Origin of the sequence: Streptomyces sp. NPDC101191 (genome assembly GCF_044767915.1) — a bacterium.
GTDB lineage: Bacteria > Actinomycetota > Actinomycetes > Streptomycetales > Streptomycetaceae > Streptomyces.
The window spans coordinates 259,680-280,490 of record NZ_JBIWOU010000007.1; the positions used below are offsets into that span (position 1 = coordinate 259,680).

Genomic DNA, 20,811 nt, shown 5'->3' on the forward strand with positions numbered 1-20,811 from the left:
GGCGGGTCGAGCCCGTGCCGGCCGGCGAGCCGCTGCCTCCGAGCGCCCTGCTCCGTCGCACCGGCGGGCGGCTGACCGACGACGTGGCCCTGCTCGTCGTCCGCAACGACCGGCTACGGGTACCGGCGCAGCCCGCCGAACCCGGGCTGCGCCGTACCCGGCCCGCGCCCTCCCCTCACTAGTGGACAGGGACTGGCCGGCGCCGCCCGCGCTGCCACGGAGTGTCGGGCAGATCAACAGCGCGGGCGGCGCGCCGACCGGGCGACCGCACTGTACGAGGGGGAGCCGGCGGCCCGGTCCTCGCCCTTCGGCGAGGGAGCCAAGTCAACCCGTACCGGGGCGACTTCGACACCGTGCGCGGAAGGGAACAACAAGTACTTCGTTCACACCCCGTGCGAAACCCTCCCATCAGTAGTCTGAGTCCCCCCTCAGTACCGGAGCGGTCCCATGCAGCCCAACACCCTGCTCGACGCCCTGCTCGACGAAGCGGGCATCTCGCACGCCGGTCTCGCCTCACGGGTGAACCAGGCGGGCCGGGCCCGGGGCCTCGCCCTGCGCTACGAACACACCGCCGTCGCCCGCTGGCTGAAGGGGCAGCGACCCCGCGGCCAGGTCCCCGACCTGATCTGCGAGGTGCTCACCGGGCGCCTGCGCCGCGCCGTCACGCTGGACGACATCGGCCTCGGCGTGCCCGGCGCCGGCCTGCCCGCCCCCGGCACCCCGCTCTCCGGCTTCGTCGAGCGGGCCACCGCCCTCTGGCGCTCCGACGAGCAGCAGCGCCCCCACATCCGCGGCGCCCAGGCGGTGACGGGGACCCCCGCGGTGATGCCGGTATGGGAGTGGGAGAACCCGCCGGAGGACGTCGACGTCTCCCGCGAAGGCCGCACCCGTGTCTCGGCCGCCGACGTCGTGATGCTGAGCGCGGCCCGCGCGCACTACGAGCAGATGTACCGCAGGGCCGGCGGTCTGGCCACGCGGGCCCGGATCGTCGGCTTCCTCAACGCCGAGTCCGCGCCGTTGCTGCGCGGCGCCTACGGGGACGCGCTCGGCCGGCGACTGCACCGGGCGGTCGGCGGCCTGGTGGCGGTGGCCGGCATCTGCGCGTACGACTCCGACGCCCAGGGGCTCGCCCAGCGCTACTTCCACCAGGCGCTCCGGCTCGCCAAGGCCAGCGGCGACCGCGGACTGGGCGCCTATGTGGTCGCCCTGCTGGTCAACCAGTCGCTCTTCATGGGGGAGTACCGGCAGGCGGTGGCCTTCGCCGAGGCGGCGCTGCGCTCGGCGGGGCGCGAGATCACCCCTGCGCTCGCCGCCGACCTGACGGCCATGCAGGCGAAGGCGTACGCCCATCTGGGCGATGGCGCCTCGGCGTTGGCGTGCATCCGCCGGGCCGAGACGGAGGCGGAGCGGATCAGTCCCGGCAGCGAGCCGGCCGAGACCGGCTACGTCCAGCCGGGTCTCGTCAACGTGCAGGTCGCCGAGGCCCTGCTCAGTCTGGGTGAACTCGCGGCCGCCCACGAGCACGCGGCGGCGGCGGTCGGGACGCCGGCCCACGACCGGGGACGGGTGCACCGGCTCGCGATGCTGTGCCAGATCGAGCTGCGCCAGGGCGAGCCGGACCGGGCCGCCCTGACGGCCGTGGAGATGACGGAGCGGGCGCGCGGGATGGAGTCTCGCCGGCTGCGGGACCGACTGCGGCTGGTCCGGGAGCAGTTGCTGGCGAGCGGGGGAGGGGAGGCCCGGGCGGCCGCGGAGCTCATCGGCGGCGCGCTGCGCGTGCCGTTGTGAGGTCTCCCCCGACAGTGCGCTGTGCGTGCCCCCGTGAGCTTTTCCTTGCGACCGTGGGGCAGCTGCGATATTGCCACCAAGTAATCACCGACCAGTCGGAAGGTGGCAAAAACGTGCAGTGGACGAAATTAAGTGAACACCCCGTCTATGAGAACCGCTGGTTCCGGGTCAACCTGGCGGACGTCGAGCTCCCCGACGGCCGTCATCTCGACCACTACCTGATCCGCCTCCGCCCCGTCGCCGCCGCGACCGCCGTCAACGACGCCGACGAGGTCCTGCTGCTCTGGCGCCATCGCTTCATCACCGACAGCTGGGGCTGGGAGCTGGCCGCCGGCGTCGTGGAGGACGGCGAGGACATCGAGGCCGCGGCCGCGCGCGAGATGGAGGAGGAGACCGGCTGGCGCCCGGGCCCGCTGCGCCCGCTCCTCACCGTCGAGCCGTCCAACGGCCTGACCGACGCCCGTCACCACCTCTACTGGAGCGAACAGGCCACGTGGACCGGACCGCCCCAGGACGCCTTCGAGTCCTCACGTGTGGAATGGGTGCCGCTCAAGCTCGTCCCCGACATGATCGCCCGGGGCGAGGTCCCCGCCGCCAACATGGCCGCGGGGCTGTTGATGCTGCGCCACCTGCGGCTCGGGTGACGGAAAAGGCCGGACGGCCCGTACCTGTGCGGTGTAAGGGCCGTCCGGCGGCAGGGGAGAAAGGGCTTCAGGAGTACGGGTAGAAGCCCGAGCCCGTCTTGCGGCCCAGCCGGCCCGCGTCCACCATCCGCTGCAGCAGCGGGGGAGCGGCGTACAGCGGCTCCTTGTACTCGGCGTACATCGAGTCGGCGATCGAGGCGATCGTGTCCAGGCCGATCAGGTCCGACAGCTTCAGCGGCCCCATCGGGTGGGCGCAGCCGAACTCCATGCCGTTGTCGATGTCCTCGCGGCTGGCGATGCCCGACTCGAACATCCGGATCGCGGAGAGCAGGTACGGCACCAGCAGCGCGTTCACCACGAAGCCCGAACGGTCCTGCGCACGGATCGCGTGCTTGCCGAGGGTCTTCTCCGCGAAGAGCTGCGCCCGGCTGATCGTGCCCTCGGAGGTGGTGAGGGCGGGGATCAGCTCGACGAGCTTCTGCACCGGCGCCGGGTTGAAGAAGTGGATGCCGATGACGTTGTCGGGGCGGGAGGTCGCCACGGCCAGCTTCACCAGCGGGATGGAGGAGGTGTTGGAGGCCAGGATGGCGTCCGGGCGCGTCATCACCTGGTCGAGTACCTGGAAGATCTCGGTCTTGACCTGCTCGTTCTCCACGACCGCCTCGATCACGAGGTCGCGGTCGGCGAACTCGCCCAGGTCGGTGGTGAAGCTGAGCCGCGCCAGCGTCGAGTCCCGCTCCTCCTCGCTGATCTTGCCGCGTTCGGCGGCCTTGGAGAGCGAGTTGAAGAGCCGCGTGCGGCCGATCTCCAGCGCCTCGCCGGTGGTCTCGGCGACCTTCACCTCGAGACCGCTGCGGGCACACACCTCCGCGATGCCCGCGCCCATCTGGCCGCAGCCCACCACTCCGATGCGCTCAATGTCGGCCATGGAGTCCGTCACCTCGTGCCTTTCGCTGTTTCCTGGCGGCGGGCCCGTGTGATTCCGGTGCGTCCGCCTCGACCCCACGACGTTACTCCCGACGGGGCGGATGATCGATCGTTCTGAGCGGGGCATGCTCTGCCAGGAGCTGTGACGTATCCGATAGCGAGGGGTGACAAATGCCGCCGATCGGTAGAAGAGGGTTCGTGGCGGGGGTGACTCTTGCGACGCTCGGCGTCGGAGGACGAGCCGAGGCGGAGGCGCGCGGGACGGAGCCGGGAGGGGCGGGGACGAGGAGGACGGGACCGAGGAGCGGGGCGACGGGAACGGCACGGCCGGCACCCGGAGCGCCCGCGCACCCGCCGGGCGGGCGGGACGCCCCCGCCTTCCGCGGCATGTGGATCGCCACCGTGAGCAACCGCGACTTCCCGTCCCGGTCCGGCCTCGCAGCCGCCGAGCAGCGCGCCGAGCTCGTGGCGCTGCTCGATCTCGCGGTCCGGCGCCGGATGACCGCCGTCGTCCTGCAGATCCGGCCCTCCGCCGACGCCCTGTGGCCCTCGCCGTACGAGCCCTGGGCCGCGTGCCTCACCGGCGTCCAGGGCCGGGATCCCGGCTGGGACCCGCTCGGCACCGCCGTGAGCGAGGCGCACGCCCGCGGCCTGGAACTGCACGCCTGGTGCAACCCGTACCGCGTCGCCTCCCACGCCGACCCCGGCCGCCTCGCGCCCGGCCATCCCGTGCGGCGGCACCCCGAGTGGGCCCTCACCTACGGAGGCACGCTGCTCTACAACCCCGGCCTGCCCGAGGTCCGGCGCCACGTCCAGGACGCGATGCTCGACGCCGTACGCCGCTACGACATCGACGCCCTGCACTGGGACGACTACTTCTACCCCTACCCGGTCGCCGGGCAGGTGCTCGACGACGACGCGGCGTTCCGGACGTACGGCGGCGGGTTCGCGGACCGGGCCGCCTGGCGCCGCCACAACACCGACCTGCTCGTGTCCGAGACGGCGGCGCGGATCAGGGAGGTCAAGCCGGGGGTCGCCTTCGGGATCAGTCCCTTCGGCGTCTGGCGGGACGCCGCCGCCGACCCCGCCGGCTCGGACACGCACGGGGGCCTGGGCACGTACGACCACCTGTACGCCGACACCCGCCGCTGGGTCCGGGAGCGGTGGATCGACTACGTGGTCCCGCAGCTCTACTGGAACATCGGCTTCCGCGCCGCCGACTACGCCAGGCTCGTGCCCTGGTGGGCGGAGACCGTCCGCGACACCGGCGTAGGGCTGTACCTCGGTGAGGCGCTCTACAAGGTCGGCGACCCCGCCCAGCCCGGGGCGTGGCAGGACCCGCGGGAGCTGGCCCGCCACGTCGCGCTGGCCCGGACGTATCCCGCCGTGGGCGGGCACTGCTACTTCGCGGCCAGAGAGGTCGCGAAGGATCCGCTCGGCGCCCTCACGGCGGCCCTCGCGGAGGGATAGGGCCTGTTCCGCCGGGCAGGCCCGCGGATCGTCGCCGGGGCAGGAGGAGCCGCCGGGGGCGGACCCCCGGCGTCCGGGGGCTCACGCGCCCCCGGTCTCCATGTGATGGCGGACGACGGTGTCGGGGCCCGGCGACACGACGGCCTCATGACCGTCGTCGTCGAACTTCACGCGGAACGGGGGGTTGCCGTCGTCCCCCAGCACCTTCAGGACCTTGGCCGTACGGTCGTGGTGGCCGACCGTCCGACCGTGCACGACCAGCTGGTCGCCCTCGGACGCACGCATCGGTGACCTCCTCGCGGCTGGGCTTGCCCTACTCGGGGTCTACGTCTGCCATTGTGACGTGGGTCGTCCCGGGCGTCGCGCCGAAGGCCCGCGTCAGCTCTTCGCGCGCTGCGTCACCGCGATGCAGACGAGCACCGCCCCGGCCGCCAGCGGCGCGGCCGGCGCGAGTTCCTCGCCGAGCACCGTCACCGACCAGAGGAGCGTCAGCAGCGGCTGGGCGAGCTGCAGCTGGCTCGCGCGCGGGATGCCGATGGCCGCCATGCCCCGGTACCAGACGTAGAGGCCGAAGAACGTGGACCCGGCGGCCACCCAGACCAGGCCGACGATCCCGTGGGCGGTGACGTGCACCGGCTCGTACGCGAGGGCCACGGCCGCGCCCACGCCCATCAGCGGCAGGCACAGCACCAGCGCCCAGCCGATCACCTGCCAGCCCGGCATCAGCCGCGCGAGCCGGCCGCCCTCGGTGTAGCCCGCGGCGCAGACCAACAGGGCGCCGAAGAGGTAGAGGTCGCCGGTCGACAGGGCCCCGCCGCTCTGCTGGAGCGTGAAGGCGAGCACGACGACGGCTCCGGCGACGGCCGCGGCCCAGAAGGCACGGGACGGGCGCCGGCCGGTGCGGATCGCGGCGAACGTCGCCGTGGTCAGCGGCAGCAGGCCCACCACCACGGCGGCGTGCGAGGTCGTGGAGGTCTGCAGGGCCAGGGTGGTCAGGAGCGGGAAGCCGACCACCACGCCACCCGCGACGACCGCGAGCCCCGCCCAGTGGCGCCGGCCCGGCAGCGCCACCCGGCCCGCCAGCAGGAAGGCGCCCGCGACGAGCGCGGCGAGGACCGAGCGGACGGCGACCAGGGACCAGGGGCCGAAGCTCTCCAGGCCCCACACGGTGGAGGGGAACGTGAGCGAGAAGGAGACCACTCCGAGCGCGGCGAGCAGGGTGCCGCTGCTCGGCGTGCGCCGGGAGGCGGTGACCGTGGCGCCGCCGGCGGCACCCGCTCCGGCGGTCTCCACCCGGTCCGCTCCCGCGGTTCCGGCGGCCGGGGTGGTGCTGACCGCTATCGTGCTCGGAGTAGTAGCGCTATTCTGTGCTCTCATGCACGAGCGTAGCAGTGTGGCCGAATTGGTGAAATCCCTGAAGGCGGAGCTCAACCGCTACTCACCCGGTGAGAAGCTGCCGTCGAGTCGGGCCCTCGTCGACCGCCACCGGGTCTCCCCGGTCACCGTCAGCCGCGCCCTCGCCCAGCTCGCCGCCGAGGGCCTCGTCGTCACCCGCCCCGGCGCCGGTGCCTACCGGGCCGAACCCCGGCCCGCCGCTCCCGCCGCCGGCGACACCTCCTGGCAGGAACTCACGCTCAGCGCCGACGCCGCCGGCGAGCTCGTGCCCCGGGCGGTCGACGCCTCCGGCGTCCTCGTCACCCTCTCCGCGCCCCCGCCCGGCGTCGTCGAGTTCAACGGCGGCTACCTCCACCCGGCACTCCAGCCCGAACGCGCCCTCGCCGCCGCCCTCGCCCGGGCCGGCCGCCGCCCCGGCGCCTGGGGGCGGCCGCCCGCCGACGGACTCCCCGAACTGCGCGAGTGGTTCGCCCGCGAGATCGGCGGCACCGTGACCGCCGCCGAGGTCCTCATCACCGCCGGTGGCCAGTCCGCCATCACCACCGCGCTGCGCGCGCTCGCCGCCCCCGGCACCCCCGTCCTCGTCGAGTCGCCCACCTATCCCGGCATGCTCGCCGTGGCGCGCGCGGCCGGACTGCGTCCCGTGCCCGTCCCCACCGACGCCGACGGCATCCGCCCGGACCTCCTCGAAGCCGCCTTCCGTGCCACCGGGGCACGGGTCGTGGTCTGCCAGCCGCTCTTCCAGAACCCCTCCGGCGCCGTCCTCTCCGTCGAGCGGCGCGCGGCCGTCGTGCGGATCGCCCGCGTCGCGGGCGCCTTCGTCGTCGAGGACGACTTCGCCCGCCGGCTCGTCCACGAGGACGCCGGCCCGCTGCCCCCCACCCTCGCGGCCGACGACCCCGACGGCGTCGTCGTCCATGTCTGCTCGCTCACCAAGGTCACCTCGGCGAGCCTCCGGGTCGGCGCCCTCGCCGCGCGCGGACCCGTCCTCGAACGGCTCCGCGCCATCCAGGTCGTCGACAGCTTCTTCGTCCCCCGGCCGCTGCAGGAGACCGCGCTCGAACTCGTCGGCGCGCCGGCCTGGAAGCGTCATCTGCGCGCTGTCTCCCAGGAGTTGAAGAACCGGCGGGACGCCATGGCCGGCGCCGTCGCGCTGCGGCTGCCCGAGTTCGCCGTCCCGCACGTCCCGTCGGGCGGCTACCACCTCTGGCTCCGGCTCCCCGACACCCTCTCCGAGGCCGATCTGCTCCCCGCCGCCCTGCGGGCCGGCGTCGCCGCCGCCCCCGGCCGGCCCTACTTCTGCGCCGAGCCGCCCGCCGGGCACATCCGGCTGAGTTTCGCGGGTGTCGCGGGAGCGGCGGAGATCGCCGAAGGGGTGCGGAGGCTGCGTTCCGCCGTCGACGAGATCACCCGCTGAGCCCGCGGGGCGCCGGGGACCGGGTGACCGGCAGGACCCGCCCGGCGCTCCGCCCGGTCCGCGCCCCGGGCACATTCGCCTGACATGGGACGGCGGCCCTGGCACCCTGCGGACATGACCGACACCAGCACCACGGACGGCACCGTCATGCACGGGGCGTACGAGATCTCAGCCGATCCCGCGCGGATCGACGCCGCCCGCGTCCACCACTGGCTCTCCACGGACGCGTACTGGGCCATGGGCCGACCTCGGGCGAAGCAGGACCGGGCCATCGCCGGCTCGCTCAACTTCGGCGCCTTCGAGGCCGAGAGCGGCGAGATGGCCGCCTACGCGCGGATCGTCACCGACTACGCCACCTTCGCCTGGCTGTGCGACGTCTACGTCGACCGCCCGGCCCGTGGCACCGGCCTCGGCACCGCACTCGTCGCCGCCGTCCGCGATCATCTGGAGCCGTACGGGCTGCGTCGCGTCATGCTCGCCACCGCCGACGCGCACGGCGTGTACGAAAAGGTCGGATTCACGCCACTGCAGAATCCGGACAAGTGGATGGCTCTCGGACAGCAGTGACGAAGTCCGCCCCCTGACCTGGGCAATGACCTCTTGACCAGCGGGGCTGTCGGCCTCACGATCGCGGCCATGGGTCTTCGGGTCACGCTGGTCGCGGCGGCACGCAGCTCCTCCCTGCTCGCCGAACGCTTCGACGACGACCGGCCGCTCGACGAGGCCGGCTGGTACGAGGTGCAGCTCGCCGCGCCCCGGCTGATCGCCCTCGGCGCGGCGGAGCTCCGCTACTGCTCCCCGACGCCCCGCAGCCGGGCCACGGGCACCGCGCTCGGCTACGCCCCGCTCGCCCAGCCGGCCCTGCGCGACTGCGACATGGGGCGCTGGCGCGGGCTCACGCTCGCCGAGGTCGCCGCGCTCGAGCCGGCCGCCGTCGACGCGTGGCTCTCCGACCCGTGGAGCGCTCCGCACGGTGGAGAAACGCTTCTTTCGTTCATCACCCGGGTCGGGGGCTGGCTGGACACGCGGCCGGCCGAGGACGGCGAGATCGTGGCCGTCGCCGAACCCGCGGTCGTACGCGCCGCGCTCGTGTACGCCCTGAAGGTGCCGCCCGCCACGTACTGGAACGTCGACGTCCGGCCTCTGTCGACGGTCACCCTCGCGGGACGGCCCGGGCTGTGGCACCTCCAGCTGGCAGCAGCGGTGAGCTGACGCGGCGGCCGCGCCCGCCGGCCGGCTGCCTCTGCGGATCCGCCTTGCCGCCGGCGTCTGCCGGATCCGCCTGCCGGCTGCCGCCGGCCTCTGTCGGAGCCGCAGGCCGCCGGCGTCTGCCGGATCCGTCTGCCGTCTGCCGTCTGCCGCCTCCGCCCGCTGCCTGCCGCCCGCCGGCCGCCGCGTCCGGCCCCGGACCGGCGGCCGTATGCCGCCCGCCCGCGTCCGGCCCGGCGGCCGTACACCGCCCGCCCGCTTCCGTCCCCGCCGAGTCCCCGCCGTCGTGGCCGCCCGCCCGCGTCCGGCCCGGCGGCCGTACACCGCCCGCCCGCTTCCATCCCCGCCGACTCCCGGCCGACTCCCCGCCGTCGTGGCCGGGCGGCGGAGGCCGGGCCCCGCGACCGGCTAGCCTGGGGGCACGATGAACCGTTTGACCACGTCATGGGGCACCTTTCCGCTCACCCGCTTCCCCGAGGACCCGCGCGACCAGCTGCGCGCCTGGGACGCGGCCGACGAGTACCTGCTGAACCACCTGGCCGAGACCGGCACCGACCTGTCCGGCACCGTCGCCGTCGTCGGCGACCGCTGGGGCGCCCTCGTCACCGCACTCGCGGCCGCGGGGCCCGGCGAGCTCGTCCAGATCTCCGACTCGTATCTCGGCAGGTCCGCCACCGCCGAGAACCTGGCGCGCTCGGGGGCCGACACCGCCGAGGTGCGGCTGCTGACCACGCAGGACCCGCCGCCCGAGCGCGTCGACGTGCTGCTCGTCCGGGTGCCCAAGAGCCTGGCGCTGCTGGAGGACCAGCTCCACCGCCTCGCGCCCGCGGTCCACGAGAACACCGTGGTCGTCGGCGCCGGCATGGTGAAGGAGATCCACACCTCGACGCTCGCGCTGTTCGAGCGGATCCTCGGCACCACGCGGACCTCGCTGGCGGTGAAGAAGGCCCGGCTCGTCCACACCACCCCCGAGGTGCGCGAAGCGGGTCCCAACCCCTGGCCGTACCGCTACGACCTGCCCGCCGACGCCCCCGCCGGGCTCGCCGGGCGGACGGTCGTCAACCAGGCCGGGGTGTTCTGCGCCGACCGGCTGGACATCGGCACGCGCTTCTTCCTGCGGAACCTGCCGCGCGGGCTCGGCCGGTCCCGCGTGGTGGACCTGGGCTGTGGGAACGGCGTCGTGGGACTGGCCGTCGCGCTCGCCGAGCCGGAGGCGGAGCTGCTGTTCACCGACGAGTCCTACCAGGCCGTCGCCTCCGCCGAGGAGAACTTCGCCGCGCACGCCGGGAACGGCGGGCGCAAGGCCGACTTCCTCGTCGGTGACGGGCTCGCGGACCTCGCGCCCGGCTCGGTGGATCTCGTGCTCAGCAACCCGCCGTTCCACAGTCACCAGGCCACGACCGACCGCACCGCCCGCCGGATGTTCGCCGACGCCCGCCGGGCCCTGCGGCCCGGCGGGGAACTTCGGGTCGTCGGCAACCGGCACCTCGGCTACCACGCCACCCTGCGCCGGATCTTCGGCGGCTGCGAACTCGTCGCGAGCGACCCGAAGTTCGTGGTCCTGAGGGCCGTCAAGCGAGGGTGACCAGCTCCCGGTAGCCCTCGTTCCACAGGTCCTCCTCGGCCTCCGGCAGGATCAGCACCCGCTCCGGGCGCAGCGCGTCGATCGCGCCCACGTCGTGCGTGACCATGACGATCGCGCCCGGGTACGTGCCCACGGCGGCGAGCACCTCGTCGCGCGAGGCCGGGTCCAGGTTGTTCGTGGGCTCGTCGAGCAGCAGCACGTTCGCGCCCGAGTGGACCAGGCCCGCCAGCGCGAGCCGGGTCTTCTCGCCGCCGGAGAGGACCCCGGCCGGCTTGTCGGCGTCGTCGCCCCGGAACAGGAACGCGCCCAGGACCCGCCGCACCTCGCCGTCCGTCAGGTGGGGGGCGGCGGCGGCCAGGTTCTCCCGGACCGTGCGGGCGGGATCGAGCGTCTCGTGCTCCTGGGCGAAGTAGCCCAGGCGCAGCCCGTGCCCGTGCACGACCCGGCCGGAGTCCGGGGTCTCCTGGCCGGCGAGGAGGCGCAGCAGGGTCGTCTTGCCCGTGCCGTTCAGCCCGAGCACGACCAGCCGGCTGCCCCGGTCCACCGCGAGGTCGACCCCGTCCAGGACCCTCCGGCGGACTTCGCCCGAGGTGGCCGCCCGCCCGCTGCCGTACGACTTGGTCAGGGAGATCGCGCCCAGCGGCGTACGGCCGCACGGGGCGGGCTCCGGGAGCCGGATCCGGGCCACCTGCTCCGTGGTGCGGACGGCCTCCAGGCCCTCCAGGAGGCGGTCGGCGCGGCGCGCCATGCTGCGGGCCGTGACCGAGGTGGCCGAGCGGGCCTTCATCCTGTCCGCCTGGGCGTGCAGCGCCGCCGCCTTGCGCTCGGCGACGGCGCGCTCGCGGGTGCGGCGGCGCTCGTCGGCCTCCCGCCGGGTGAGGTACGTGGCCCAGCCGGTGTTGTGGACGTCGATCGTCGCGCGCTGCGGATCGAGGTGGAAGACCCGGTTGACGATCGCGGCGACCAGGTCGAGGTCGTGGCTGACGAGGACCAGGCCGCCCTGGTGCCCGGCGAGGTGACCGCGCAGCCAGCCGACCGAGTCCGCGTCGAGGTGGTTGGTCGGCTCGTCGAGCAGCAGGGTGCCCTCGCGGCCGTGGCCGGCGAAGAGGATGCGGGCCAGCTCGACGCGCCGCTTCTGCCCGCCGGACAGGGTGCCGACGGGCCGTCGCGTCACCTCGGCGGGCAGCCCGAGACCGGCCGCGACCCGGGCCGCCTCGGCCTCGGCCGCGTACCCGCCGCACGCCTCGAAGGCGGCCTCGGCGCGCGCGTACGCGTCCAGGGCCCTGGTGTCGGCCCGCTCGGCGAGACGGTCGGCGGCCTCGCGCAGCCGGCGCACGGCCACGTCCATGCCGCGCGCGGACAGGATCCGGTCGGTGACGGACACCGACGGGTCGGCGGCGCGCGAGTCCTGCGCCAGGTGCGCGACCGGACCGGTGCGCCGGACGCTGCCGGCGGCCGGGGCGCGCAGTCCGGCCAGGGTGTGGAGAAGGGTGGTCTTCCCGGCGCCGTTGCGGCCGACCAGGCCGACGCGGTCGCCGGGCGCGATGTGGAAGGAGACCTCGGACAACAGGAGACGGGCGCCGACGCGCACGTCGACACCACGGGTGGTGATCATGGGATGACGCTCCGAACAGGCTGAAGGACACACGGGTGGCGTGGAAGCGGGTCCTCAGCTAGGAAATTCGGGGCGTGGACATGCCCCCGAGGGTACGGAGGCCGCGGGGGTGGCGCATCCGGATTTCCGCCGCCTCGCCGGCGTCCCCCGTCGCCGCGTGGACGCCCGGCCGGGGCGGATGTGACAAGGGGCCGCCACGGGCTCGTCGCGACAAGGGCTTTGCATAAACCTGCGGACGCACGTATAGTCATGCCATCCATGAGGAGGGTTTCCATGACGGTACGAGCAGCAGTCGCGGGCGCGAGCGGATACGCGGGCGGAGAGCTCCTGCGCCTCCTCCTGACCCATCCCGACGTCGAGATCGGCGCCCTGACCGGCCACTCCAACGCCGGGCAGCGACTCGGTGGCCTCCAGCCGCACCTGCTGCCGCTGGCCGACCGCGTCCTGGTGGAGACCACCGCCGAGGCCCTCGCGGGCCACGACGTCGTCTTCCTCGCCCTTCCGCACGGGCAGTCCGCCGCCGTCGCCGAGCAGCTCGGCCCGGACATCCTCGTCGTCGACATGGGCGCCGACTTCCGGCTCCAGGACGCGGCCGACTGGGAGGCCTTCTACGGCTCCCCGCACGCCGGCACCTGGCCGTACGGACTCCCCGAACTGCCGGGTGCCCGCGCCGCGCTGGAGGGGTCCAAGCGCATCGCGGTGCCCGGTTGCTACCCCACCGCCGTCTCGCTCGCGCTGTTCCCCGCGTACGCGAACGGGCTCGCCGAGGCCGAGGCCGTCATCGTCGCCGCCTCCGGCACCTCCGGCGCCGGCAAGGCCGCCAAGCCGCATCTGCTCGGCAGCGAGGTCATGGGCAACATGTCCCCGTACGGCGTCGGCGGCGGGCACCGGCACACCCCCGAGATGATCCAGAACCTCAGCGCGGCGGCGGGCGAGCGGGTCACCGTCTCCTTCACGCCCACCCTCGCGCCGATGCCCCGCGGCATCCTCGCCACCTGCTCGGCCACCGCCCGGCCGGGCGTGACCGGCGAGACCCTGCGCGCCGCGTACGAGAAGGCCTTCGCGGACGAACCCTTCGTCCATCTGCTCCCCGAGAGCCAGTGGCCGGCCACTGCCGCCGTCCACGGTTCCAACGCCGTCGCGATCCAGGTCGCCCACGACCCCGTCGCGAACCGGATCATCGCGATCAGCGCCATCGACAACCTCACCAAGGGCACCGCCGGCGCAGCGGTGCAGAGCATGAACATCGCCCTCGGGCTCCCCGAGGAGACCGGACTTTCCACGATTGGAGTCGCTCCATGAGCGTCACCGCAGCGAAGGGATTCACGGCCGCGGGCATCGCGGCCGGGATCAAGGAGAACGGCAACCCGGACCTGGCCCTCGTGGTCAACACCGGGCCGCGCCGCGCCGCCGCGGGAGTCTTCACCTCCAACCGCGTCAAGGCCGCCCCCGTCCTGTGGTCCCAGCAGGTCCTCGCGGACGGCGAACTGACCGCCGTCGTCCTCAACTCGGGCGGCGCCAACGCCTGCACCGGCCCCCAGGGCTTCCAGGACACCCACGCCACCGCCGAGAAGGTCGCCGAGGTCCTGGGCATCGGCGCCGGCGAGGTCGCCGTCGCCTCCACCGGCCTCATCGGCGTCCTGCTGCCCATGGACAAACTGCTGCCCGGCGTCGACAAGGCCGCGGGCGAGCTCTCCGAGCACGGCGGCGAGAAGGCCGCCATCGCCATCAAGACCACCGACACCGTGCACAAGACCGCCGTCGCCGGCGGAGAGGGCTGGACGGTCGGCGGCATGGCCAAGGGCGCGGGCATGCTCGCCCCCGGCCTCGCCACCATGCTCGTCGTCCTCACCACCGACGCCGACGTCGACGCCAAGGGCCTCGACGCCGCCCTCCGGCAGAGCACCCGGGTCACCTTCGACCGGGTCGACTCCGACGGCTGCATGTCCACCAACGACACCGTGCTGCTGCTCGCCTCCGGCGCCTCCGGCGTCACCCCGGCCCAGGACGAGTTCACCCAGGCCGTCCAGAACGTGTGCGCCGACCTCGCCCGCCAGCTCATCGGCGACGCCGAGGGCGCCAGCAAGGACATCCGGATCGAGGTGATCAACGCGGCGACCGAGGACGACGCCGTCGAGGTCGGCCGGTCCATCGCCCGCAACAACCTCCTCAAGTGCGCCATCCACGGCGAGGACCCCAACTGGGGCAGGGTGCTCTCCGCCATCGGCACCACGCAGGCCGCCTTCGAGCCCGACCGGCTCAACGTCGCCATCAACGGCGTATGGGTCTGCAAGAACGGCTCCGTCGGCGAGGACCGCGAACTCGTCGACATGCGCTACCGGGAGGTCGTCGTCACCGCCGACCTCGCCGCCGGCTCCGAGTCCGCCGTCATCTGGGCCAACGACCTCACCGCCGACTACGTCCACGAGAACAGCGCGTACTCCTCATGAGCGACTCGACGAGCCCCACCCGGAAGCACACCGCGCTGCCCAAGGCGCAGACCCTCATCGAGGCGCTGCCCTGGCTCACCCGCCACCACGGCAAGACCGTCGTCATCAAGTTCGGCGGCAACGCCATGATCGACGACGACCTCAAGGCCGCCTTCGCCCAGGACGTCGTCTTCCTGCGCCACGCCGGCCTCAAGCCGGTCGTCGTGCACGGCGGCGGCCCGCAGATCAGTGCCGCCCTGGACCAGGCCGGCCTGGTCAGCGAGTTCAAGGCGGGCCTGCGGGTCACCACCCCCGAGGCCATGGACGTCGTACGGATGGTCCTCGCCGGACAGGTCCAGCGCGAGCTCGTCGGGCTGCTCAACCAGCACGGCCCGCTCGCCGTCGGCCTCACCGGCGAGGACGCCCACACCATCACCGCGACCAAGCACCAGCCGGTCATCGCCGGCGAGCAGATCGACATCGGCCGCGTCGGCGAGATCACCGCCATCGAGACCGGCGCCATCCAGGCACTCCTCGACGACGGTCGGATCCCCGTCGTCTCCTCCATCGCCCGCTCCCAGGACGACGCGCATGTCTACAACGTCAATGCTGATACGGCGGCTGCGGCACTCGCTGCTGCGCTGGGCGCCGAGACCCTGATGGTCCTGACCGACGTCGAGGGGCTCTACGAGGACTGGCCGCACAGCGACGAGGTCATCAGCCGGCTCACCGCGAGCCAGCTGGAGAAGCTGCTGCCCGAGCTCTCCAGCGGCATGGTCCCCAAGATGGAGGGCTGCCTGCACGCCGTCCGCAACGGGGTCACCACGGCCCGTGTGATCGACGGCCGGGTCCAGCACTCGATCCTGCTGGAGATCTTCACCGACGAGGGCATCGGCACCATGGTCGTGCCCGACGACAGCAACGCGCAGGGGGAGAAGTGACCGCCAACCAGGACCTGACCCAGCGGTGGCAGGGCTCGCTCATGGACAACTACGGCACCCCCCGGCTGCCGCTCGTCCGCGGCGAGGGCGCCAGGGTCTGGGACGCCGACGGCACGGAGTACCTGGACTTCGTCGGCGGCATCGCGGTCAACGCCCTCGGCCACGCCCACCCGGCGATCGTCGAGGCCGTGGCGACGCAGATCGCGTCCCTCGGCCACGTCTCCAACCTCTTCGTCGCCGAACCGCCCGTCGCCCTCGCCGAGCGGCTGCTGCAGCTCTTCGGCCGGCCCGGCAAGGTCTTCTTCTGCAACTCCGGCGCCGAGGCCAACGAGGGCGCCTTCAAACTCGGCCGGCTCACCGGCCGCCGCCACATGGTCGCCACCGAGGGCGGCTTCCACGGGCGGACGATGGGCTCCCTCGCGCTGACCGGCCAGCCGGGCAAGCAGACGCCGTTCCTGCCGCTGCCCGGCGATGTCACCCACGTGCCGTACGGCGACGTCGAGGCCCTGCGCGCCGCCGTCACCGAGGAGACGGCCTTCGTCATCATCGAGCCCCTGCAGGGTGAGAACGGCGTCGTCGTCCCGCCCGCCGGCTACCTCCAGGCCGCCCGGGAGATCACCCGTGCCACCGGCACCCTCCTGGTCCTCGACGAGGTGCAGACCGGCATCGGCCGGTGCGGCACCTGGTTCGAGCACCAGGCCCACGACGGCGTCGACCCCGACATCGTGACGCTCGCCAAGGGCCTCGGCGGCGGCCTCCCGCTCGGCGCGACCGTCGCCTTCGGCCCGGCCGCGGAGCTCTTCACGCCGGGCCACCACGGCACCACCTTCGGCGGGAACCCGGTCGCCTGCGCCGCCGGACTCGCCGTCCTCGACACCCTCGGCGCCGACGCCGTCCTCGACGAGGTCAAGCGGCTCGGCGAGAAGCTGCGCGACGGAATCGAGGGTCTGGGCCACCCGTTGGTCTCCCATGTCCGTGGCTCGGGCCTCCTGCTGGGTATCGTGCTCACCGAGTCCCTCGCGCCGCAGGTGCAGCAGGCGGCTCAGGACGCCGGACTCCTGGTGAACGCGCCCGCCCCCGATGTCGTACGGCTCATGCCGCCGCTGATCATCGGAGACGCGGAGGTGGACGCCTTCCTCCGGGCCCTGCCCGGCGTCCTCGAGGTGGCGAACGGGGAAGGACGAAGCGGAGAATGAAGCGACGATGACCGACGCGCAGGGAACCGAGAGCTGGGGAGCCGCCCAGCCGGAGTCCGGGGGACCGTCCGTTCCGCAGACCCGCACCGCACGCCACCGCAGGATCGTCGACATCCTCAACCGGCAGCCGGTCCGCTCGCAGAGCCAGCTGGCCAAGCTGCTCGCCGACGACGGGCTGAGCGTCACCCAGGCGACGCTCTCCCGGGACCTCGACGAGCTCGGCGCGGTGAAGATCCGCAACACCGGCGGCGAGCTGATCTACGCCGTGCCCAGCGAGGGCGGCTTCCGCACCCCGCAGGCCCCGCTCGGCGAGTCCGCCAAGGAGGAGCGCATGCGGCGCCTCTCCGGCGAACTGCTGATCTCCGCCGAGGCCTCGGCCAACCTGGTGGTGCTCCGCACCCCGCCGGGTGCCGCCCAGTTCCTCGCGTCGGCCATCGACCAGGCCGAACTCCACGCGATCCTCGGCACGATCGCGGGCGACGACACCCTGCTGCTCATCTCCCGCGACCCGGCCGGGGGCCAGGCCCTCGCCGACCACCTGCTGCGGCTCGCGCAGAAGGAACGCTGAGGCGTCAGTAGCGCGTGATCGCCGTCGGCCCGCCCCGCGTGCCGACGGCGAGGCGCGGCCGGCGGGCCGGATCCGCCCAGGCCGGCAGCCGGCGCACGCCTCCGGCACGGACACACAGCCGGCCGTCGTCCCGCGCCCATTCACCCGGCCTGGGCGCCGCACGCGGGGCGCGCCGGGCTAACGGCCCGTCCGGGGGAGCGGCGGCAGCGGGAGCGGCAGCGCGGGCAGACCGTCGAGGCTGGTGGCGATGTGCTCCTTGCGCGCGCAGTACGCGTCGAACTCCTCCTCCGACTTGCGGTTGAAGTAGTCCGCGTGCAGCTGCCGTTCCTCCTGGTAGCCCATCAGGGGCACGGCGTAGCCGCAGGCGTCGCTGACCCGCCGGGCGTGCACGAGGACGATCGCCCGCACTCCGCCCTGGCCGTCGACCGCCTCCGCCGGGAAGCGGGCGAAGAGGTCGGGGAACCGGGGATCGTCGCGCAGCACCACCTCGCCGCGGCCGTGCACCCGCACCACGGTCGGCGGCCCGGAGAACGCCGTCCACATCAGCGTGATCCGCCCGTTGCCGGGCTCGCGCAGATGCGCCAGGGTCTCGGCGCCGCTGCCGCCGAAGTCCACGTACGCGAGGGTGAGTTCGTCGAGGACGAGCAGCGTGCCGCGGCGTCCTTTGGGGGAGAGGTTCACATGCCCGTCGCCGTCGAGCGGGGCGGTGGCGGTGAAGAAGAGCGGCTGGGCCTCGATGAAGGCGCGGAGTCGTCCGTCGATGCGTTCATACGTTTTTCCCATGCCGCCCATTCTGTGTGCGGGCCACGGCGGCTGACGGGGCGTTCCGGATTCCGGACCGGGGTCCGGCTCCCGGGACGCCCCGGTCACCGGATCAGGAAGCGTGCCGGTGCGCCCGGCGGGCGGGGCCGGGGATCCCCCGTGCCCAGGGCCCGGCGGACCTGGGCACGCAGTACCGGATCGGGGTCCTCCAGGAGCCGCCGGGCGCTCTCGGTGTACGGTTCTCCGCCGCGCTCGCGCAGCAGCCGCAGGGCCCGGATCCGTACGTGCGCCGGACGATCGGCGGACGTGCGGCGCACCAGCTCCCGGTCTGGCAGGCGCTCGGCCCACGGCAGCAGGGCGCGGGCCGCCTCCCGTACGACGCCGGGGGCCGGGTCGTCGAGCAGTGCGAGCAGCCGGCCGAGGTCCACGGCGCCGAGGACGCGCAGACCCGCGACGGCCGACGAGCGCACCAGCGGGCGATCGTGCCCGGCCAGCTCCCACAGGACCGGCAGGTCCGCCGTCGGCTCGCCGCACTCCGCCAGCCCGAGCGGAGCGCGGTCCGGCACGCTCGCCGGATCGGCGCAGGCCGCCCGGTAGACGGCCACCGGATCCCGGCCGTCCTGCCGCAGCGCCCAGCGGGCGCAGGCCCGGACGAGGCCCGAGCGGTCGTGGAGGAACGGCTCGGCCTGGGCGGCCCGGCCGGCCTTGCGCAGGGCGGTGACCCCGGCAGAACGCACGCTGCCGCAGCGGGCGGCGAGCAGCAGGGGCAGCGTCTCGTCGGGGACGCCCGCGGCGAGGGCCGCGGTGGCTGCCTTGTCCCGTACGCCGACGTCGCCGTCGTACGCGGCGAGGTGGGCCAGCTCCGCCGGCCTCAGCAGCCCCCGCTCGATCGCGAGGTCGAGGGCGAGGCGCCGGGTGGGCCGGTCCCGGTTGAGGAGCAGGGTGGTGAGGGTGGCCGGCGGTGCGGCGCGCAGCGCGTCCCGCAGGAGTGCGGCGGCCGTGCCACCGCGCAGCCGGGCCTCCAGCCGGAGGGCGACCGGAGCGGTGACGGCGAGGGTGACGGTGTCGGCGCGGGGCAGGGCGCCGGCGAGGACGGCGTGGGCCGCCTCGCGGACCGGGGCCGCCCAGTCGGCGGTGCGGATCGCGACCAGGGGGAGGACGGCGGCACGTCCGGCGGCGTGGGGGAGGGCGGCCGCGCGGATCCGGCCGTCGGCGTCGCACAGGGCGAGGGCGAGCTCGGCCTCGCCCGGCCTCGGGGTGCCCCCAAGGATCCGCGGGGCGGCCGGGCGCACGTCCCTCGTGAGCCACTGGTGCGCCCGGTGCGCCGTGCCCCGCGGGACAGGGCCGGAGCGGATGCGGGCGTCCAGCTCCAGCCACGCCTCCGGCCGCCAGACGTCCAGCACCCGCGCGAGCGCGCGCCCGCGCGCGAGTCCCCGTATCGCCGCGTCCAGCGGCGTCTCCACGCTCGTCATGCACGGAGCCTAGGGCCCGTGCACCGGCTCCCGCCTGCGGTTTTCCCTCTGCGGAGGAGCCCGTCCGGAGCCGCGTTGACAAAACATACGGAGTACTGCATAGTTATACCCATCAGTGGTTGCAAGGTAAGGAGAACCCCGTGACCGAGCGCGTCGTACTCGCCTACTCGGGCGGCCTGGACACCTCCGTCGCCATCGGCTGGATCGCCGAGGAGACGGGTGCCGAGGTCATCGCCGTCGCCGTGGATGTCGGCCAGGGCGGCGAGGACCTGGACGTCATCCGCAAGCGCGCGCTCGCCTGCGGTGCGGTCGAGGCCGAGGTCGCGGACGCCAGGGACGAGTTCGCCGACGAGTACTGCCTCCCGGCGATCAAGGCGAACGCCCTCTACATGGACCGCTACCCGCTGGTCTCGGCCCTCTCCCGGCCGGCCATCGTGAAGCACCTCGTGGCCGCCGCGAAGAAGCACGGCGCCTCGATCGTGGCCCACGGCTGCACCGGCAAGGGCAACGACCAGGTGCGTTTCGAGGCCGGTATCCAGGCCCTCGGCCCGGACCTGAAGTGCATCGCCCCGGTCCGTGACTACGCGATGACCCGCGACAAGGCCATCGCCTTCGCCGAGAAGGCGAACCTGCCGATCGCGACCACCAAGAAGTCCCCGTACTCCATCGACCAGAACGTCTTCGGCCGGGCCATCGAGACCGGCTTCCTCGAGGACATCTGGAACGCCCCGATCGAGGACATCTACGAGTACACCGAGAACCCGGCGGTCGCCCGCGAGGCCGACGAGGTCGTCATCTCCTTCAAGGAGGGCGTCCCGGTCGCCATCGACGGCAAGCCCGTCACCGTCCTCCAGGCGATCCAGCAGCTCAACGAGCGGGCCGGCGCCCAGGGCATCGGCCGGATCGACATGGTCGAGGACCGTCTGGTCGGCATCAAGTCCCGCGAGGTGTACGAGGCTCCCGGCGCGATCGCCCTGATCACCGCCCACCAGGAGCTGGAGAACGTCACCGTCGAGCGCGAGCTGGCCCGCTACAAGCGCCAGGTCGAGCAGCGCTGGGGCGAGCTCGTCTACGACGGCATGTGGTTCTCCCCGCTCAAGCGCGCCCTGGACGGCTTCATCGACGAGGCCAACCAGCACGTCACCGGCGACATCCGGATGACCCTGCACGGCGGCCGCGCCGTCGTCACCGGCCGGAAGTCCGCCGAGGCGCTGTACGACTTCAACCTCGCCACCTACGACACCGGCGACACGTTCGACCAGTCGAAGGCGCAGGGCTTCATCGACATCTTCGCCCTTTCGGCGAAGATCGCCGCGAAGCGCGACCTGGGCTGACCCCCGCACGTTGAACAAGCCGCCTCCCTGTTCCGCGCACCGTCGAGGTACGCAGGGAG

At 73.7% G+C, this 20,811-nt stretch carries 20 protein-coding genes; 14 read left to right on the forward strand and 6 right to left on the reverse strand.

Annotation, left to right across the window (positions count from 1 at the left end; genetic code table 11):
* The first annotated feature begins 14 nt into the window (after nucleotides 1–14).
* From ACIRQF_RS27315 to ACIRQF_RS27325, 3 genes are all read left to right on the forward strand, one after another.
* Nucleotides 15–182: a hypothetical protein gene (locus ACIRQF_RS27315; RefSeq protein ID WP_404095803.1), complete on the forward strand. Its 168-nt coding sequence runs from the start codon at nucleotides 15–17 to the stop codon at nucleotides 180–182.
* A gap of 265 nt (nucleotides 183–447) precedes the next feature.
* Entirely contained in the window at nucleotides 448–1,788 is a 1,341-nt protein-coding gene (locus ACIRQF_RS27320; RefSeq protein ID WP_404095805.1) for a transcriptional regulator, read from the forward strand.
* 113 nt (nucleotides 1,789–1,901) lie between these two features.
* On the forward strand, nucleotides 1,902–2,432 hold the full coding sequence (locus ACIRQF_RS27325) for an NUDIX hydrolase (protein WP_376637748.1): 531 nt from the start codon (nucleotides 1,902–1,904) through the stop codon (nucleotides 2,430–2,432).
* 67 nt (nucleotides 2,433–2,499) lie between these two features.
* On the opposite strand, the gene ACIRQF_RS27330 is transcribed toward ACIRQF_RS27325, so the two are convergent.
* Nucleotides 2,500–3,360 carry a 3-hydroxybutyryl-CoA dehydrogenase gene (locus tag ACIRQF_RS27330; RefSeq protein WP_404095807.1) on the reverse strand — a complete coding sequence of 287 codons (861 nt, stop codon included), beginning with the start codon at nucleotides 3,358–3,360 and terminating at the stop codon, nucleotides 2,500–2,502.
* Nucleotides 3,361–3,530: 170 nt separating this feature from the next.
* On the opposite strand from ACIRQF_RS27330, the gene ACIRQF_RS27335 reads away from it, so the two are divergent.
* Nucleotides 3,531–4,829, forward strand: a complete 1,299-nt coding sequence (locus ACIRQF_RS27335) for a glycoside hydrolase family 10 protein (protein ID WP_404095809.1) — start codon at nucleotides 3,531–3,533, stop codon at nucleotides 4,827–4,829.
* A gap of 81 nt (nucleotides 4,830–4,910) precedes the next feature.
* Here ACIRQF_RS27335 and ACIRQF_RS27340 read toward each other — a convergent pair whose 3' ends face one another.
* Together ACIRQF_RS27340 and ACIRQF_RS27345 are read right to left on the reverse strand one after the other, a co-directional pair.
* Entirely contained in the window at nucleotides 4,911–5,114 is a 204-nt protein-coding gene (locus tag ACIRQF_RS27340; protein WP_376637751.1) for a DUF1918 domain-containing protein, read from the reverse strand.
* Nucleotides 5,115–5,207: 93 nt separating this feature from the next.
* Nucleotides 5,208–6,206: a DMT family transporter gene (locus ACIRQF_RS27345; protein ID WP_404095812.1), complete on the reverse strand. Its 999-nt coding sequence runs from the start codon at nucleotides 6,204–6,206 to the stop codon at nucleotides 5,208–5,210.
* Between ACIRQF_RS27345 and ACIRQF_RS27350 the strand changes: the two genes are divergently transcribed.
* From ACIRQF_RS27350 to ACIRQF_RS27365, 4 genes are all read left to right on the forward strand, one after another.
* Nucleotides 6,205–7,641 carry a PLP-dependent aminotransferase family protein gene (locus ACIRQF_RS27350; protein ID WP_404095814.1) on the forward strand — a complete coding sequence of 479 codons (1,437 nt, stop codon included), beginning with the start codon at nucleotides 6,205–6,207 and terminating at the stop codon, nucleotides 7,639–7,641. The genes ACIRQF_RS27345 and ACIRQF_RS27350 overlap by 2 nt on opposite strands.
* Nucleotides 7,642–7,755: 114 nt before the next feature.
* Complete coding sequence (locus ACIRQF_RS27355; protein WP_404095817.1) at nucleotides 7,756–8,208, forward strand: GNAT family N-acetyltransferase; 453 nt, start codon at nucleotides 7,756–7,758, stop codon at nucleotides 8,206–8,208.
* Between the two features lie 69 nt (nucleotides 8,209–8,277).
* Nucleotides 8,278–8,853, forward strand: coding sequence for a histidine phosphatase family protein (locus tag ACIRQF_RS27360; protein WP_376637755.1), 576 nt, complete (start codon nucleotides 8,278–8,280; stop codon nucleotides 8,851–8,853).
* 421 nt (nucleotides 8,854–9,274) lie between these two features.
* Nucleotides 9,275–10,435, forward strand: coding sequence for a methyltransferase (locus ACIRQF_RS27365; protein WP_404095820.1), 1,161 nt, complete (start codon nucleotides 9,275–9,277; stop codon nucleotides 10,433–10,435).
* Here the strand turns inward: ACIRQF_RS27365 and ACIRQF_RS27370 are convergent.
* Nucleotides 10,422–12,050, reverse strand: coding sequence for an ABC-F family ATP-binding cassette domain-containing protein (locus tag ACIRQF_RS27370; protein ID WP_404095823.1), 1,629 nt, complete (start codon nucleotides 12,048–12,050; stop codon nucleotides 10,422–10,424). The genes ACIRQF_RS27365 and ACIRQF_RS27370 overlap by 14 nt on opposite strands.
* Nucleotides 12,051–12,323: 273 nt before the next feature.
* Here ACIRQF_RS27370 and argC point away from each other — a divergent pair, with 273 nt between their 5' ends.
* Genes argC through ACIRQF_RS27395 form a run of 5 tightly spaced genes read left to right on the forward strand, consistent with a single transcriptional unit; the run spans nucleotide 12,324 to nucleotide 17,184 of the window.
* Entirely contained in the window at nucleotides 12,324–13,352 is a 1,029-nt protein-coding gene (gene argC / locus ACIRQF_RS27375; RefSeq protein WP_404095826.1) for an N-acetyl-gamma-glutamyl-phosphate reductase, read from the forward strand.
* The gene (gene argJ / locus ACIRQF_RS27380) at nucleotides 13,349–14,500 is read left to right on the forward strand and encodes a bifunctional glutamate N-acetyltransferase/amino-acid acetyltransferase ArgJ (RefSeq protein ID WP_404095829.1); all 1,152 of its coding nucleotides are present in this window, start codon (nucleotides 13,349–13,351) and stop codon (nucleotides 14,498–14,500) included. The genes argC and argJ overlap by 4 nt, the downstream gene beginning before the upstream one ends.
* On the forward strand, nucleotides 14,497–15,420 hold the full coding sequence (gene argB / locus ACIRQF_RS27385; protein ID WP_376637760.1) for an acetylglutamate kinase: 924 nt from the start codon (nucleotides 14,497–14,499) through the stop codon (nucleotides 15,418–15,420). Before argJ ends, argB begins: the two co-directional genes overlap by 4 nt.
* On the forward strand, nucleotides 15,417–16,616 hold the full coding sequence (locus ACIRQF_RS27390; protein WP_376637761.1) for an acetylornithine transaminase: 1,200 nt from the start codon (nucleotides 15,417–15,419) through the stop codon (nucleotides 16,614–16,616). The genes argB and ACIRQF_RS27390 overlap by 4 nt, the downstream gene beginning before the upstream one ends.
* Before the next feature lie 7 nt (nucleotides 16,617–16,623).
* Nucleotides 16,624–17,184, forward strand: coding sequence for an arginine repressor (locus tag ACIRQF_RS27395; RefSeq protein ID WP_376637762.1), 561 nt, complete (start codon nucleotides 16,624–16,626; stop codon nucleotides 17,182–17,184).
* A 177-nt stretch (nucleotides 17,185–17,361) separates the two neighbouring features.
* Here the strand turns inward: ACIRQF_RS27395 and ACIRQF_RS27400 are convergent, their stop codons facing one another.
* Together ACIRQF_RS27400 and ACIRQF_RS27405 are read right to left on the reverse strand one after the other, a co-directional pair.
* Nucleotides 17,362–17,967 carry a pyridoxamine 5'-phosphate oxidase family protein gene (locus ACIRQF_RS27400; RefSeq protein WP_404095834.1) on the reverse strand — a complete coding sequence of 202 codons (606 nt, stop codon included), beginning with the start codon at nucleotides 17,965–17,967 and terminating at the stop codon, nucleotides 17,362–17,364.
* Nucleotides 17,968–18,050: 83 nt separating this feature from the next.
* Nucleotides 18,051–19,418, reverse strand: coding sequence for a hypothetical protein (locus ACIRQF_RS27405; RefSeq protein ID WP_404095837.1), 1,368 nt, complete (start codon nucleotides 19,416–19,418; stop codon nucleotides 18,051–18,053).
* Between the two features lie 140 nt (nucleotides 19,419–19,558).
* Between ACIRQF_RS27405 and ACIRQF_RS27410 the strand changes: the two genes are divergently transcribed.
* A complete protein-coding gene (locus ACIRQF_RS27410; protein ID WP_389759185.1) occupies nucleotides 19,559–20,752 on the forward strand; it encodes an argininosuccinate synthase in 1,194 nt (397 codons plus the stop codon).
* Nucleotides 20,753–20,811: the final 59 nt, after the last annotated feature.